We start from the raw sequence: 15,304 nt of genomic DNA on the forward strand, positions 1-15,304 counted from the left end.
GCTTATTTCAAGCAGGAAGCGAAATGGCGGCCTCTCCCGAAAATCAAAAAGATGTGCAGGAAAACGAAACCGAAGTGATGAGCCTGGAAGAGCAGCGTAAACGCCTGCGCCAGCTGATCGCCTTGGGCAAGGAGCGTGGGTATCTGACCTACGCGGAAATCAACGACCACCTGCCGGAAGATGTGTCCGACGCAGAGCAGATCGAAAACATCGTCACGATGATTGCCGGTCTGGGCATCCAGGTTTACGACGAAGCGCCGGATGCCGACACGCTGCTGATGTCCGACTCCACCCCGCCGGTGGCCGACGAAGACGCCGTGGAAGAAGCCGAAGCGGCGCTGTCCTCGGTGGATTCCGAGTTCGGCCGCACCACGGACCCGGTGCGCATGTATATGCGCGAGATGGGTTCGGTGGAACTGCTGACCCGCGAAGGCGAGATCGAAATCGCCAAGCGCATCGAAGATGGCCTGAAATACATGATTCAGGCGATCTCGGCTTGTCCGGGCACCATCGCCGAAGTGCTGGAGCTGGTGGAACGCGTCAGCCGCGACGAGGTGCGCGTCGACGAGGTCGTCGACGGCTTCATCGACCTGAACGCGCCTACCGAAGCGGACGCGGCCTATGCCGAGCCGGTGGACGAGGATGAGCTGCTCGACGCCGAGGAAGAGGAAGAAGAGGAAGGCGAAGAGGAAGACGGCGAAGCCGGCGATGCTTCCGGCGTCAATCTGGAAGAACTGAAGCAGCAAGCGCTGGAACACTTCACCGGCGTGCGCATGCTGTTCGACAAGATGGTCAAGGTGCTGTCCAGCAAGGGTGCCCAGAGCAAGGAATACCTGGAGCTGCAGGACGCGATCACCACCGAGTTCATGCTGGTGCGCTTCTCCACCCGTCAGGTGGAAAGCCTGTGCGACTCGCTGCGCAGCCGCGTCAATGAAATCCGCACCTACGAACGCGACATTCAGGACATCTGCGTCAGCCGCGTGCGCATGGAGCGTGCCCACTTCATCAAGGTGTTCCCGGGCAACGAGACCAATACGGATTGGGTCGAAACCGAAATCAATTCGGGCAAGGCCTGGGCCGAGGCGTTGACTCGCTTCAAGTACGCGATCATTGAAAAGCAGACCAAGCTGTCTGAACTGCAGGACCGCGCGATGCTGCCGATCAAGGCGCTGAAGGAAATCAACCGCCAGATGTCGGCGGGCGAATCCAAGGCGCGCCGCGCCAAGAAAGAGATGATCGAGGCCAACCTGCGCCTGGTGATCTCGATTGCCAAGAAGTACACCAACCGCGGCCTGCAATTCCTCGATCTGATCCAGGAAGGCAATATCGGCCTGATGAAGGCGGTGGACAAGTTCGAATATCGTCGCGGCTACAAGTTCTCGACCTATGCCACCTGGTGGATTCGCCAGGCGATCACCCGCTCCATCGCGGACCAGGCGCGCACCATCCGCATTCCGGTGCACATGATCGAGACCATCAACAAGATGAACCGCATCAGCCGTCAGATTCTGCAGGAAACCGGCCACGAGCCGGATCCGGCCGAGCTGGCGGAAAAGATGGAAATGCCGGAAGAGAAGATTCGCAAGATCATGAAGATTTCCAAGGAGCCTATCTCCATGGAAACGCCGATCGGCGATGACGACGATTCCCATCTGGGCGACTTCATCGAAGACCAGAACAACCTGGCGCCGTCCGATGCTGCGATGTATTCCAGCCTGAAGGACGCCACCAAGGAAGTGCTGGACACGTTGACGCCGCGCGAAGCCAAGGTGCTGCGCATGCGTTTCGGCATCGACATGAACACCGACCATACGCTGGAAGAGGTGGGCAAGCAGTTCGATGTGACGCGTGAGCGTATTCGTCAGATCGAAGCCAAGGCATTGCGCAAGCTGCGTCATCCCACCCGTTCGGAGCGCTTGCGCAGCTTCCTGGACAATGAGCCGGGCGGCCAGTGATCTGATTGCGACACCGGTCTAGGCTAATGGTCTGAGCGGTATGAAAACCCCAAGCTGTCGGTATTCGGCGCTTGGGGTTTTGCTTTTGGGCTGTTATAATGCGCTGCTCTGGGCCTCTAGCTCATGCCTGGTTAGAGCAGCGGACTCATAATCCGTTGGTGCGGGGTTCGACTCCCCGGGGGCCCACCAGGATTCCCGCAAATCGTGCGGCGGCGCATGCCGCATGTAAAACAAAAAGCCGACGAATCGTCGGCTTTTTGTTTTTCGGAACCGTGCCGCAGCCGCGACTCCGCGTTTGCTTCGCCATCGAACAGCCCATCTCACTGAATTGATCTTCGCCTATTGATCTCCATGCCAAATGGACGTAGCTTTTAGCTATTCCCACGCCATACCGATGGCGAAAATCAATATACATGTAATTTTTAAGTTATCATCTAGCGTTTTGCGCATCGTCGCGCATTAGCATGTGGAAGAGACCGAATGCCCCGGAAGGAAAAAAAGGTGGCAAGCAGCAACGCCACATTGGCCGAAAAAGTGTTTCTGGAGTTGCGGCGCGATATTCTGCTGGGCGTGTATCGCCCGTCGCAGAAGCTATTGCTGCATGAACTCAAGACGCGTTACGACGCCGGCGGCTCGCCGATCAGGGAGGCGCTGCTGCGTTTGAGCTGGTCCAAATACGTGGTGATGGAGCCGCAGCGCGGTTTCTGGGTGGCGCCCATTTCCCGGCATGAGCTGCACGACATTCTGCTGGTGCGGCGGGCGCTGGCCGAAGAGGCGGTGAGGCGCTCGCTGGAGCAGGGTGACGAGGCCTGGGAACTGGAGGTGCTGGCCAGCTACCACCGTTTGAGCCGCATTGATCTGAACGACCCGGATGTGGATCTGCAGGCCTGGGCCGACCGCCACATGGCGTTTCACCTCGCCATCATCAGCGGCAGCCATTCATCGGTGATCCTGGATTTGATGGAGTCTTTGTACAACCGCCTGGAGCGCTACCGCCATATCTGGTTCGATCCGGCGCTGCCGGCTTCCAAGCGCTACAGCGACGAAGGCGAGCACACCGCCATCATGCAGGCGGTGCTGGCCAGGGATGCCGATTTGACGCTGCAATTGCTGGATCAGCACTATTCCCATGTGATGCGCGTGGTGGAAGGGCTGAGCGCGGAGACTTTCCCTTCCGGCTGATGCCGCGTCTCCCTATCTATTCAAACGCTAGCCGCGATCCGGCCGCCGGGCGGCGGCCGGATGCCATTCCAGCCTGGAGCCCGCGGCAGCGGATTTCAGGCTGGCTCGCTTACTCCCAAATCAACAGGCAATACTGCTTTTTACCGCGTCGCAACAGCGTATAGCGCTGATGGCGACGTTCGGCTTGTCCAAGGCTGGCTTCCAGCGCATCCACCTTGGCGCCGTTGACGCTGACCGCGCCGCTTTGCAGCAGGGTGCGGGCTTCGCTTTTGGACGCGGCCAGGCCGCTGGCCGCCAGCGCGTCGATCAGCGAGGTGGGCTGCAGCGGCAAGACCAGCCGCGGCACGCCGTCCTGGGCCAACTGGGCGAAGTCCTCGGCGCGGAGCTGTTCGACATCGTTGTCGAACAGGCTGAGCGTGATTCTCTGGGCGGCGGCCAGCGCGGCCTGGCCATGCACCAGCTCGGTCACCTGCTCGGCCAGGATGCGTTGTGCTCGCGGCTTGCCGCCGGAGGCGCGGTCTTCGGCCTCGATCACTTCGATTTCCTCGTTGGACAGGAAGGTGAAGTAACGCAGGAAGCGGTAGACGTCGGCGTCGGCCGCGCCCAGCCAGAACTGGTAGAAGGCGTAGGGCGAACATTTGCTCGGGTCCAGCCAGACCGCGTTGCCTTCGCTCTTGCCAAACTTGGTGCCGTCGCTATTGGTGATCAGCGGCATGGTCAGGCCGAATGCCTGCTGCTGGCTCACCCGTCTGACCAGGTCGATGCCGGCGGTGATATTGCCCCATTGATCGGAGCCGCCGATCTGCAGCTTGCAGCCGAAACGACGGTTCAATTCCACGAAGTCATGCCCTTGCAGCAAGCTGTAGGCGAACTCGGTGAAAGAGATGCCCATGTCGTCGCGGTTGATTCGCTGTTGCACCGATTCTTTCTTGATCATGGCGTTGACCGAGAAGTGCTTGCCGACGTCACGCAGGAAATCCAACACGTTCATGGCGGCGAACCAGTCGTGGTTATTCGCCATGCATGCGGCGTTGTCGCCTTCGAAGCTGAGGAAAGGCTCAACCTGGCGGCGGATTTTTTCCACCCAGCCGGCCACGACATCGGCGGTGTTGAGCTTGCGCTCGCTGGCCTTGAAGCTTGGGTCGCCTATCATGCCGGTGGCGCCGCCGACCAGGGCGATCGGACGGTGGCCGGCCATCTGGAAGCGCTTGAGCAGCAACAGCGGCACCAGGTGCCCAAGGTGCAGGCTGTCGGCCGTGGGATCGAAACCGCAGTACAGGGTGACCTTTTCCCGGGACAGCAGCGCGTCGAGCGCCGCCGCGTCGGTGACTTGCGAGATCAGGCCGCGTTGCTGCAGATCCCGGATCAGGGTCGATTGCTTCATATCGTTGTACCTCCATGATTGCGATGCGCGGCGTTTACGGCCGCGCATCCGGACGACGGCGCGGACGCGCCGTCAGAACACGGGCAGCAGCCCCTGCATCACCAAGAGCTGGAACAGAATGATGGCGATGCCGGCGCCGCCTATCGCCCAGTGCAGGGTGCCGCCGCCGCTGACTTGATAGCTGGGCTGGTAATCTTCCTGGCGGCGCAGCTTGATCAGCGCCAGCGCCGGGAACAGGATGGCCAGGATCACCAGGAAGATGGCCGCGGCGCCCAGCGCGGCGACGAAGCCGCTGGGAAAGAACAGCGCGAATCCCAGTGGCGGCAGATAGGTGATCAGCGCGGTCTGCAGGCGCTGGCGGGTGTCGTCGCTGCGTTTCAGCGTGCTGGCCATGGCGTCGAACAGGCCGAGCGATACGCAAAGATAGGACGTGAACAGCGCGATGGACGAGAAGGCGGACAGCAGTGAGGGGACCTGCGGCGTGGGCACCAGCGCGTGGAACTCGTCCAAGAACATGCCCACCGAGCCGTTATGCGAGGAAATGGCCTGGAAGCTGTGGCTGCCGTAGCGCGGCAGCGCGCCCAGGGTGTTGAACACCCACAGCAGATAGATGCCCATCGGGATCAGGCTGCCGGCGATGAACACATTGCGTAGCGTGCGCGGCTGGTCGCGGCCCAGGTATTTGACCATGCTGGGCACGCTGCCGTGGAAGCCGAAGGCGGTCAGAAACATCGGGATGGCGGCCAGCATGTATTTGGCCGAGTCCGAGCTTTCCGACAGATTGCCGGTATCGACATAGGGCTGGATCACCGTGCTGAGCGCGAGGAAGATCAGGACATTGAGGCTGAACAGCAGCCGGTTGACCTTGTCCACCGCATTGGTGCTGACGAAGACGATGCCGCCTATCAGCAGGGTGAAGGCCAGCGATACCAGAGCCGGGGACAGCGACAGGCCCAGGTACTGGTGCAGATTGGATTTATAGGTGGAGCCGCCGCCGGAAATGTAGGCGGAGGAGAGCGCGTAGAGCAGCAGCAGCAGGCTGGCGTTGATCAGATAGCTGCCCTTGGTGTCGAACAGCGCCTTGGCGATGGCGTCGAAACCGTAGCCTTCGGGGAAGGACAGACAGACCTCGAGCAGCATCAGCCCGGTATAGGTCATCAACATCCAGATCAGAAACAGGGTCAGGCAGGCATAGCCGAAACCCATGCCGGCGGAAACCAGCGGCAGCGCCAGCATGCCGGCGCCCAGCATGGTGCCGGAAATCAGCAAGGTGGCGCCTATGGCCTTGAAATTGACTTGCATGGGGAATCCTCAACCATCCTTGATGAAGAGAAGGATGCGTTCGTAAAAGCCGGACAAACTCATAGTCAGCGTTGGGTCTGGTAATGAAAAAAAGCTCCCGGCCAGGCCGGGAGCGCTTGTATCAGGCGGCGATGCGCGCATCGGCCTTGCCGTCGAGATCGACGATCTGGGCCAGCTTGGCGGCGAAGACGCTTTGCAACTGTTCCCAGTAGGCGTCGAAGTCTTCGGCCTTGCGCAGGAAGTGGGTCATCACCGCGGCGCGCAGGATGTAGACGCTTTCCACCTTGTCCCATTCGGCGCGGCTGAAGCCGCGGCTGGCCACGTAGTGCCACGGGGTGTCGCCGTACTCTTCCACCGACAGCGAAGTCGAGGAGGTCAGGAAGTCGTTGGTGTAGGTGCGGCCGGAAGCGTAGGAGCAGATTTCGTACATCTTCTTGTTCAAGCGGTTGTGGTCTTCCAGGCTGTCGTTGCCGATTTCCTTGAAGGTGAAGTTCACCATGTGGAAGTCTGGATGCATGATGGGGCGCACTTCAAACTGGCGGCGGCCCACGGTCAGCGGCTTGGCCGTGGCCAGGCGCTGGGCGAACCAGTCGGCGGTCACGATGCCGCGAGCGATCACCTTGCCGTAGCCGCCGATGTTCAGCGGCACCAGGCGATGGGCGGCCCATACCGCGGCGGCGGTGGCGCCGGCCTTGGAGCCTTCCATGATGGAGGAGCCCAGCACCACCTTGGTGTCGGCGCCGGCGTCCTCGTCCACTTCTTCGAACACATAGGCGGCGTGGTAGGAGATCAGGTCGACGATGCGCTTATCCTTCATGCACACGGCGCCGGCCGCGTACTGGATGTAGCCCACCTTGTGCGGGTCCACGGTGATGGAGTCGGCCTCGGCCATTGCCTTGAAGCCTTCATAGACTTCGCGCTTGGGCCAGGTCACGCCGGCCGGGATGATGTCCTCGGCGCGGTAGCGCGCCACCAGCGCGTCGTAGTCCATGAACTGATTGTTTTCGTCGAGGAACATCGCGCGGACATAGCCGCCGTAGGCCGCGTCCACATGCACGTAGAAGGAGGCGCCGTATTTCTGCTCGCACTCGGCGCGCAGCTTGATCACCTCGTCGACATGGTCGATGGAGCCTTCCTCGGTGGTGCCCACCACGGACACCATGGCCAGGATGGGGTGGCCTTCCTCGATCAGGCGGAAGGTGATTTCGCGCATCTTGGCCACGTCGGTGCGGTAGTTCTCGTCCACCGGCAGCGGCACGATGTGTTCCTGGCCGATGCCCAGCACGTCCATCGCCTTCATCCACGAGTAATGCTTGGACTGCGGCACCAGGATCTTGCCCAGCGAGCCTTGCTTGATGCCGACGCCGCGGCAGGACAGCGCGCGCACTTCTTCGAACAGACCACGCTTTTTCAATTCGTCGGTCAGGTCCAGTACCGCGCTGGGGGACAGGTTCAGCAGTTCGCGTTCGCTCTTGCCGGCCACCAGGTCGCGCGCTTTTTCATGCTGGGCGATGGCCAGCGGAATGGTCTTCAGATTGCGCGCCACCCACATGCCTTCATAGTTGGCCACGGTGCCGCCGGAGGTGATGTGGCCCCAGCCGCGCTTGGGGTCGTAGCCGAACATCCGGCACAGATCGAGGCCGGCTTCCACTTCCAGCTCGGTGGTGGTGGGCGAGGCTTCGTGCGCGCAGTTGTTCGGGTTGTACATCATGGTCATCACGTAGGCCAGGTTCGACACCATCAGCGTGTCGGCATTCATGTGGCCCAGATAGCGCGGGGAGAACCAGGGCACCGAGGTGTTCTTCAGCTTGGAAGACAGCTGGCGCAGGATGCCTTCGGTGCGGTACAGGGTTTGGCGAAAGTCGGTGGCGTGCTGCTCCACCGGTGTCACCAGCGCCGGGTCTTCCGGGTGGAAGTCGGCGCGCCAGTGCAGGTGCTCGGAGACGGCGTATTCCATCATTTCCTTGAAGAACACGCGGTTTTCGGATTTGGGGCCGATGAACAGAGCATCGACGTTGAGCGAGGAAGAATTCTGGCTGGTCATGTCGGATTTACCTTGTAATTTGATAGTGAGGCTGAAGCAGCGGGTTCATTTGCCTTCGGCGGGACGCGCCTTGCTGGCGGGCGAGGTACGCGGCGCGACGCCGGCGGAGCGGGCGTGCTTGGCCTTTTGGCCATAGGCGTAAACCAGGAAGGGGATCACCACCATGACGGCGAGGCCGATGAGCTGGAACTGCAGGTATTCATGGGCGGAGCCATGGAAGCTGCCGGGCGGGATGAAGCCCAGGTAGCCGGCCAGCAGCGAGATGGCGAGGCCGAGCCCGGAGCAGATCCACATGCCGAGCTTGCCGCCGGGAACGCGGAAGCTGCGTTCCACGTCCGGGCGCTTGTAGCGCAGATAGATGGCGGCGGAGAACATGAACAGGTAAGCCACCAGGTAGACGAGCCCGGTCAGGCCCATCAACATGAAGTAGAAGTTATCCACATTGGGCATCACGGTGATCAGCACGCCGACGATGGTGATGGCCACCGCCTGGATCAGCACCAGGGTCACCGGCACGCCGTGACGATTGGTCTTTTGCAGGAATTCCGGCAGCGCGCCGGAGTCGGCGGTGGCTTGCAGGCCGCGCACCGGGCCCAGCACCCAGGAGTTCACTTGGCCAACCAGGCCCAGACCGATGCACAAGCCCATGACCGGAGCGAGCCAGCCCATGCCCCATTGATTGAAATAGAGCTCGAACGCCTGCATCAGGCCGGCGGTCATCGAGATCTTTTCTTTGGGAATGGCGACGAAGATGGCGGCGGAACCGATCACCGACAGCAGCACCATGATCACCGACACCAGGATGATGGCGATCGGGTAATTGCGGCGGGCATCCTTGATGGAGGAGACGTTGGACGCGGACACTTCCATGCCCATCACCACGAAGATGAAGCCGATGAACAAGCCCAGGGTGCCGCTGTCGCTAAAGCTAGGCACCAGGTTGTTCCAGCTCCAGGACACATCGGTCATGATCGGGTGGCCGCCGGCCAGATAGGCGATGCCGCAGCCGATCAGCACCACGCCGGGCATGAATACGCCCAGGCTCACGCAGATGGTGGACACCCAGCCTAGGGTTTTCACGCCGCGCATGTTCACCAGGGTGCAAGCCCACCAGATGCCCAGGATCATCGCCAGCATGTAGAGCTTGTTGCTGGCCAGGGCCGGGTTGAACACATAGGCGAAAGTGGCGGCGATGATCATGATGATGGAGGTCATGCCGAACACCATCTGTATCCACTGCATCCACACCGCGACAAAGCCCATGCGCTCGCCGAAGGCCTCGCGCACCCAGATGAACAGGCCGCCGTCCTGCGGCCAGGCGGTGGCGAGCTCGGCCGACACCAGCGCGGTGGGAACCAGGAACAGCAAGGCGGCTGCCAGTGTTAGAAAAATCGTCATCATCCCCGGCTGCGCGGTCATCGGCAGCGTGCGGACGCTGACGACTACGGCGGCGGTGATCATGACGAAGGCGAAGACGCTGATCTTGGGAGGCGTCTTATCTACGGTCGTCATTTTTGATCTCCATCGAATAAAACAATAAAAACGTTCAAACTAAAAATTTCGAAAATCTTAGTAATTTCGCCTTTGTGTCCACTTGATGAAAGTCAACATTAGGAAAATGCAATAAAAGATAATTCGTATGGGATATTTGAAAAGACAGGGGAAAACCTTGTCTGGCAAGGGTTTCCCTAAGTTGGAGCCTTATGCTCGCGGATCAGGCCATGGAGGGGGTTTGACAGGACTTCGCGCGATGCGCAGTGAGATGGGGAAGAGAGAACGCGCCGGGAGACCGGCAGGAAAGACAAAGCAAGCGCGGCGCCGAAGAGACGGCGCCGCGGAAGAGGGCTGGCTTTTTAGCGCTTGCTCAAAGTCTCGGGCAAGAGCGAAACAAGGCGTTGCGGCTGAAAAACGTGTTCCGAGTCATGATGCGCGGTGGACTCGAAACAGGTTTTACAGCGCCTGGGAAGGGTTCATGCCTTTGGGCAGCAGCATCCACAGATTGCCTTGCTGCTTCATCCTGCCCGCGTACATGCCGGCCTCGGTGCCGTAGCCCCAGAAGAAATCAGCGCGCACGGCGCCCTTGATCGCGCTGCCGGTATCCTGGGCGTGAACCAGCCGCGCCAGCGGCTGGCTCGAGTGCGGCCAGGTGGTGACGAGATAGACCGGCGCGCCCAGAGGGATGTAGCGCGGATCGACCGCGATGCTGTAGCCGCCGGTCAGCGGCACGCCCAAGGCGCCCACCGGACCGCCGTTGTCTCCGGGCAAGGTCTTGAAGAACACATAGCTGGGGTTGACCGCGAACAGTTCCTGCTGGCGCTGCGGGTTGCGCGCCAGCCAGTCCTTGATGCCCTGCATCGATGCATTGCTCATGGTCAGTTCGCCCTTGTCCACCAGCCACTTGCCTATCGATTGATAGCCATAGCCGTTCTGTTCGGCGTAGCCGATGTGGACGAAGCTGCCGTCATCCAGCTGGATGCGACCGGAACCTTGCACTTGCAGGAAGAACAACTCCACCGGGTCTTCAACCCAGGCGAGAATGGGCGCATTGGCCACACCCTTGCCCTGATTGATTTCGGCGCGAGTGTAGTATGGCAGCAGACGCTTGCCGTCCAGCCGGCCTTTCAAGCGCGTGCCGCGCGCGTCGGCGGGAAAGTCGGCGGGGCGGACTTCAATATCGCCGGTCGGGCTCAGCGTCAGCCGGTTGGGGCCGCTGCGACGAGCCATCAGGCTGGACTTGCCGCGCGCCGCCTGCGGCACGTCCACGCTGTAAAAGTCCGCCGGAATGCCATAGACCGGCCAGGGCGTGCGCGCGCTGCGCATGCGGCTGCCGCTGAGCAGCGGCTCGTAATAACCGGTGATCAGCCCGCTATCGCGGCTGCCGTCATTGACTTTCCAGGCGGCAAAGCGGTTTTCGAAAAACTGGCGCACGGCCGGGGCGTTCTCATTGGAAATGCCATCGGCCTGGCGACAGACATCCGCCCAGCCGGGTTTTTTGGCGATGGCCTTGCAGCTTTGTTTCAAGGCGGCCAGCGTATCGCCCAGCTCCTGCTGGCCCCAGGCCGGCAGCGCGTTTGGTGTTCCGGTGTCCCGCGGCCCACCGCCGGGCTTGCCGGGAGGGCTGGAGGTGGAACAGGCGGCGAGGCCGATGACGAGCAGCAACAACAACCATTTTCTTAACATGCGGACGATTCTCTGAAACGGGACTGGACAACGGGGTGATTGCGAACCGGCTTGATTCTACGCTGCGCCAAGCATGACGGGGGATTGCGTGCGTCAGCAATTGTTGCGTCGCCGCCAATGACGCGGCCATTGCGCTACGTTGTCATGGACCGGCAACAAAATTGAAAAGTTTCCTCGCTAGTATGCGGTAAAACTTTTGCGCTGGAGCCCGAGGCTTGAGCGCTTGCAGGCCATATCACTGGAGAGACTGATGAAACGTTTTTGCATTCGCGCGCTGCTGTTGAGTTCCCTGTTGTCCGTTGCCGCCCTGGCCCATGCCGAACAGACCCCGCCGACCGATGAAGAACTGGCCGCCAGCGTGCAGCAGGCGCTGAACAGCGATGCCGAACTGCAGACGCTGGGGCTGAAAGTGAGCAGCAAGAAGAGCGAAGTGACGATAGAAGGCGGCATGACCGACGATCAGCAGATGTTCAAGGCCGGTCAGATCGCCGAGAAAGTGCCGGGCGTCAAATTCGTCATCAACAATATGGTGCCGAAGAACTGAGCTAGCGGGTCTTCCTGCCGGCTGGGCGGGCCAGCACAACGCGACAGGGCGCTTTGGCGCCCTGTCGTCATTTCCACCGCCATGTGGTGATCAGGCGGGAACACGAGACGAATATCCGCCGTGCTAGCGTTGGATCTATACGCTGAATTTAAGATTAATCCGATTGTGGCGGCGTCTCATATTCAGAAAAATGTCAGGTGCTGTCGGCCGACAGCCTTGAATCCCCTGTTTGAGGCGGGGGCCGCTTTTGCTGGCGGCATATGGGCGCCGGAATGGGGCTGTGGCCGGATCATGGTTTTTAAATTAGCGGTTTGGCGCGGATGCCGTCCAACTGCAAAGCACCGGGCACAGACTCATGGCATACGCACCCCTACTTGGCAGGACCTTCTCTCACCGCATGCAGCAACAGCCGGCGGAGCAAGTGGACAAACTGATTTCCAGACTGGAGGGCTCGGAAGAGGCCAAGCTGGTCTACTGGGACGAGCGCAGCCAGCGGCTGCGCGCGCTGAGTCCACGCTCGCGCCGCGGCCAGCAATTGCTGGCGCGTGGCCTACAGGCACCGCAAGTGGTGGGGGTCTTCGATGGTTACGCCAGCTACCAGGATATTTTTCAGGCGTTTCAGGAAACGCTGGCGGATTTGAAATTGTGCTGAGCGCGCGGCCGGCTTTGAGCCGGCCGCGTGGTTCGCGCTACACCTGTTCCAAGGCCAGCAGTTCCGCCATCGTCTGGCGGCGGCGGATCAGGCGGCTGGTGTCGCCATCCACTAGGACTTCTGCCAACAGCGGGCGGCTGTTGTAGTTGGAGGACATCGCGGCGCCGTAAGCGCCGGCGTCGTGGAACACCAGCAAATCGCCAACCTGGGCATCGGGCAGCATGCGGCTTTCCACCAGGCCGCCTTCTTGCTGGGTGAATACATCACCCGATTCGCACAAGGGACCGGCCACCACGCTGGGAATGTTCCCGCTCTTCTGCTCGCCCTCAGCCGTCAGCACTGAAATCTCGTGATGGCTGCCATACAGCGCGGGCCGCATCAGGTCATTGAAGCCGGCATCCACGAGTACGAAATGGCGGCTGCCCATCATCTTGACTGCACGCACTTCGCTGATCAGCACCCCGGCCTCGGCCACCAGGAAGCGGCCGGGCTCGATTTCCAGCCGTACCGGATGGCCTAGCCGGCTTGCGATCTGCTGTCGCGCAGCATCCCAGAGCCCAAAGTAATGCGCGGTGTCGATGCGGGCATCGCCGTCGCGGTAGGGAATGGACAGGCCGCCACCGGCGGAAATAGCCTCGATATCGTGTCCCAGGTCGGCAACCAGTTGGACCATGGCGCCGCAGACCTGCTGCAGGTGGTCGTAGTCGACGCCGGAACCGATATGCATGTGCAGGCCAACCAGATGCAGCCGGTATTGACGTATCACCGCCAAGGCTTCGGAGAGCTGTTGGTGCCAGATGCCGTGCTTGCTGTTCTCGCCGCCGGTATTGGTTTTCTGGCTATGACCGTGGCCGAAGCCGGGATTGATGCGCAGCCAGACCTTGTGGCCGGGCGCTGCCGCGCCCAGTTGGCGCAGCATGTCGATGGAGCCAGCGTTGACGGTGATGCCCGTGGCCACCACCCGCTGCAGCGTCGCGTGGTCCAGCACGTCGGCGGTGAACACGATGTCGGAGGGCTCGGCGGAGTCGGCCTGGTAACCGGCGGCCAGCGCGCGATCGATTTCACCCAGCGATACCGCGTCCACTTTGACCCCCTGTTCCCGCATCAGCCGCAGGATGTGGGTGTTGGAGTTGGCTTTCTGCGCGTAGCGGATCACGTCGAAGCATTTCAGTTCGGCGATGCGCTGGCGGATGGTGTCGGCGTGATAGACCCACAGTGGTCCGCCGTACTGGCGGGCGAGGGCGGCAAGCTGCTTAGGCGTGAAGCATTTCATATTAGGCGGATCGAAAGTGGGGGATGGCCACATCATCGCGCCTGCTACGGCAAAAATAAAATATCAAATTATCGCAAGTTCTTTCATTTATGATATGGGTTGAGGGTGTTTCAGCGGAGGGGCGCATGCGGATCAGCCTACGCCATATCGAAGTGTTCCGAGCAGTGATGACCACCGGCAGCGTGACCGAGGCCGCCGCGCTGCTGCGCACCTCGCAGCCCACGGTCAGCCGTGAGCTGGCGCGTTGCGAGCAATTGCTGGGCATGAGCCTGTTCGAACGCAGCCGCGGCCGGCTGCGACCTAGCGCGCAGGGTTTACAGCTGTTCGAAGAAGTGCAGCGCAGCTATTTGGGCTTGGAGCGCATCGTCAGCAGCGCCGCCGCCATCCGGCAGTTCGAGCGTGGACAGCTGTCCATCGCCTGCCTGCCGGTGTTCGCCCAGGCCTTGCTGCCGGCGGTCGCCCGCGCTTTCCTGGAGCGGACGCCGGGTGTCAGTCTGAGCATCGCGCCGCAGGAGTCGCCTTTGCTGGAGGAATGGCTGGCGGCGCAGCGCCACGACCTGGGCCTGAGCGAAAGCGGCCATGCGCCGGCCGGCACCGAGTTGGAGTCCTTGCTGCTGGCGGACGAAGTCTGCGTGCTGCCTGAAGGCCATGTCTTGCTCGAGCGGCCGGTATTAAGCCCGGAAGACTTTGCCGGGGAGGCGTTCATCAGCTTGGCGGTCACCGACAGCTACCGCCAGCAACTGGACCAAGTGTTCGCCGAGCGCGGCATCGAGCGGCGCATGTTGGTGGAAACCCATAGCGCGGCATCGGTTTGCGCGATGGTGCGCCAAGGCATAGGCGTAGCCGTCGTCAATCCCTTGACGGCGCTGGAGTACGCCGGGCATGGCTTGGCGACCAGGCGCTTCAGCGTGTCGATTCCGTTCGCGGTCAATCTGGTGCGGCCATTGCACCGTCCAGCCTCGCCGCTGCTGGCGCGCTTTGTCGATTGTCTGAAAACGGAGCTGGCCCATATCGGCCGGCGCCTGGAGGCGTCGGCCGGCTGATGCCGCCGGTGGGGGCTTAGTCGCGCAGCGCCACCACCACCCGCTTATTGCGCGCACCCTTGCTTTCTATCTTCTTCACCAGCACCGGGCCGATCTCGCCGGTGCTGCGCACATGGGTGCCGCCACAGGGCTGCAGATCAATGCCGTCGATATTGATCAGGCGGATTTCCGGCAAGTGCAGCGGCGGCGTCACCGACATGGTCTTGATCAGCTCCGGCTGTCGTTGCAGCGCCTCGCCGCTGCTCATTTCGATGCGCACCGCGCGGTCTTCCGCCACCAGGCGATTCAGTTCGCTCTCGATGTGCTCGCGATCCAGTTCCATGCCTTCCGGCAGATCGAAATCCAGGCGGCCGGATTCCGCGCTCAGATTGCCGCCGGTGACGCCGGCCTTGATCACCACCGACAACAAGTGCAGACAGGTGTGAATGCGCATGTGGCGATGGCGGCGCGCCCAATCCAGCTCCAGCGTGACCGGCGTGCCGGCGGCGAGCCGTGGTGTATCGGCGGGCAGCAGATGGACGATGGCGCGCGTTTCGCGGTCGCGGCGGGTGTCGTTTATCGCACAGCCGCCGCCGTCCCAGCTCAGCGTGGCGGTGTCGCCGGGCTGGCCACCGCCCAGCGGATAGCACAGCGTGTCTTCCAGCACCAGGCCGGCGTCGTCATGTCGTGCCACGCGGGTTTCCAGCCGAGTCTGGTAGGGATCGATGTAAAAACGCTCTGCCATGGTGAAGCATCCTTTCGAGGA

The 15,304-nt window shown here is 61.6% G+C and carries 12 protein-coding genes and 1 tRNA gene; 6 read left to right on the forward strand and 7 right to left on the reverse strand.

Annotated elements, in window-relative coordinates; translation table 11 throughout:
• The first annotated feature begins 23 nt into the window (after window positions 1-23).
• The 3 genes from rpoD (at window position 24) to ACE3QM_RS02995 (ending at window position 3,137) form a co-directional block, all read left to right on the forward strand.
• The gene (gene rpoD / locus ACE3QM_RS02985) at window positions 24-1,955 is read left to right on the forward strand and encodes an RNA polymerase sigma factor RpoD (protein ID WP_048409600.1); all 1,932 of its coding nucleotides are present in this window, start codon (window positions 24-26) and stop codon (window positions 1,953-1,955) included.
• Window positions 1,956-2,065: 110 nt separating this feature from the next.
• Window positions 2,066-2,144: transfer RNA gene (locus ACE3QM_RS02990), tRNA-Ile, on the forward strand.
• A 312-nt stretch (window positions 2,145-2,456) separates the two neighbouring features.
• Window positions 2,457-3,137 carry a GntR family transcriptional regulator gene (locus ACE3QM_RS02995; protein ID WP_374420115.1) on the forward strand — a complete coding sequence of 227 codons (681 nt, stop codon included), beginning with the start codon at window positions 2,457-2,459 and terminating at the stop codon, window positions 3,135-3,137.
• Between the two features lie 109 nt (window positions 3,138-3,246).
• Here ACE3QM_RS02995 and tyrS read toward each other — a convergent pair whose 3' ends face one another.
• The 5 genes from tyrS to ACE3QM_RS03020 all read right to left on the reverse strand — a co-directional run bounded on the left by tyrS (window position 3,247) and on the right by ACE3QM_RS03020 (window position 11,032).
• Window positions 3,247-4,521, reverse strand: a complete 1,275-nt coding sequence (gene tyrS, locus ACE3QM_RS03000) for a tyrosine--tRNA ligase (RefSeq protein ID WP_048409601.1) — start codon at window positions 4,519-4,521, stop codon at window positions 3,247-3,249.
• Between the two features lie 72 nt (window positions 4,522-4,593).
• A complete protein-coding gene (locus tag ACE3QM_RS03005; protein WP_048409602.1) occupies window positions 4,594-5,823 on the reverse strand; it encodes an aromatic amino acid transport family protein in 1,230 nt (409 codons plus the stop codon).
• Window positions 5,824-5,944: 121 nt separating this feature from the next.
• The gene (locus tag ACE3QM_RS03010; RefSeq protein WP_374420118.1) at window positions 5,945-7,867 is read right to left on the reverse strand and encodes an aspartate aminotransferase family protein; all 1,923 of its coding nucleotides are present in this window, start codon (window positions 7,865-7,867) and stop codon (window positions 5,945-5,947) included.
• A gap of 45 nt (window positions 7,868-7,912) precedes the next feature.
• A complete protein-coding gene (locus ACE3QM_RS03015) occupies window positions 7,913-9,379 on the reverse strand; it encodes an amino acid permease (RefSeq protein WP_053074351.1) in 1,467 nt (488 codons plus the stop codon).
• Window positions 9,380-9,817: 438 nt separating this feature from the next.
• The gene (locus tag ACE3QM_RS03020) at window positions 9,818-11,032 is read right to left on the reverse strand and encodes a murein transglycosylase A (protein ID WP_374420119.1); all 1,215 of its coding nucleotides are present in this window, start codon (window positions 11,030-11,032) and stop codon (window positions 9,818-9,820) included.
• A gap of 265 nt (window positions 11,033-11,297) precedes the next feature.
• On the opposite strand from ACE3QM_RS03020, the gene ACE3QM_RS03025 reads away from it, so the two are divergent.
• A complete protein-coding gene (locus ACE3QM_RS03025) occupies window positions 11,298-11,591 on the forward strand; it encodes a BON domain-containing protein (protein WP_048409606.1) in 294 nt (97 codons plus the stop codon).
• Between the two features lie 397 nt (window positions 11,592-11,988).
• Window positions 11,989-12,243, forward strand: a complete 255-nt coding sequence (locus tag ACE3QM_RS03030; RefSeq protein ID WP_048409607.1) for a hypothetical protein — start codon at window positions 11,989-11,991, stop codon at window positions 12,241-12,243.
• Between the two features lie 37 nt (window positions 12,244-12,280).
• Here the strand turns inward: ACE3QM_RS03030 and lysA are convergent, their stop codons facing one another.
• The gene (lysA, locus tag ACE3QM_RS03035) at window positions 12,281-13,552 is read right to left on the reverse strand and encodes a diaminopimelate decarboxylase (protein ID WP_374420121.1); all 1,272 of its coding nucleotides are present in this window, start codon (window positions 13,550-13,552) and stop codon (window positions 12,281-12,283) included.
• Window positions 13,553-13,641: 89 nt separating this feature from the next.
• Between lysA and ACE3QM_RS03040 the strand changes: the two genes are divergently transcribed.
• Window positions 13,642-14,559 (forward strand): LysR family transcriptional regulator, encoded by a 918-nt coding sequence (locus tag ACE3QM_RS03040; protein ID WP_048409609.1) that lies wholly within the window; start codon window positions 13,642-13,644, stop codon window positions 14,557-14,559.
• Window positions 14,560-14,575: 16 nt separating this feature from the next.
• Here the strand turns inward: ACE3QM_RS03040 and ACE3QM_RS03045 are convergent, their stop codons facing one another.
• Entirely contained in the window at window positions 14,576-15,283 is a 708-nt protein-coding gene (locus ACE3QM_RS03045; RefSeq protein ID WP_048409610.1) for an alanyl-tRNA editing protein, read from the reverse strand.
• Window positions 15,284-15,304: the final 21 nt, after the last annotated feature.

It is taken from the genome of Chromobacterium sp., from assembly GCF_041912965.1.
In the GTDB taxonomy this organism is placed as follows: Bacteria; Pseudomonadota; Gammaproteobacteria; order Burkholderiales; family Chromobacteriaceae; genus Chromobacterium; species Chromobacterium aquaticum.

Bases quoted from the DNA above. Each gene is read 5' to 3' on its own strand.
- ACE3QM_RS03040 (WP_048409609.1), top strand. From the start codon at position 13,642: ATGCGGATCAGCCTACGCCATATCGAAGTGTTCCGAGCAGTGATGACC.
- ACE3QM_RS03015 (WP_053074351.1), bottom strand. From the start codon at position 9,379: ATGACGACCGTAGATAAGACGCCTCCCAAGATCAGCGTCTTCGCCTTC.
- ACE3QM_RS03010 (WP_374420118.1), bottom strand. From the start codon at position 7,867: ATGACCAGCCAGAATTCTTCCTCGCTCAACGTCGATGCTCTGTTCATC.
- ACE3QM_RS03030 (WP_048409607.1), top strand. From the start codon at position 11,989: ATGCAGCAACAGCCGGCGGAGCAAGTGGACAAACTGATTTCCAGACTG.
- lysA (WP_374420121.1), bottom strand. From the start codon at position 13,552: ATGATGTGGCCATCCCCCACTTTCGATCCGCCTAATATGAAATGCTTC.
- ACE3QM_RS03045 (WP_048409610.1), bottom strand. From the start codon at position 15,283: ATGGCAGAGCGTTTTTACATCGATCCCTACCAGACTCGGCTGGAAACC.
- rpoD (WP_048409600.1), top strand. From the start codon at position 24: ATGGCGGCCTCTCCCGAAAATCAAAAAGATGTGCAGGAAAACGAAACC.
- ACE3QM_RS03005 (WP_048409602.1), bottom strand. From the start codon at position 5,823: ATGCAAGTCAATTTCAAGGCCATAGGCGCCACCTTGCTGATTTCCGGC.
- tyrS (WP_048409601.1), bottom strand. From the start codon at position 4,521: ATGAAGCAATCGACCCTGATCCGGGATCTGCAGCAACGCGGCCTGATC.
- ACE3QM_RS03025 (WP_048409606.1), top strand. From the start codon at position 11,298: ATGAAACGTTTTTGCATTCGCGCGCTGCTGTTGAGTTCCCTGTTGTCC.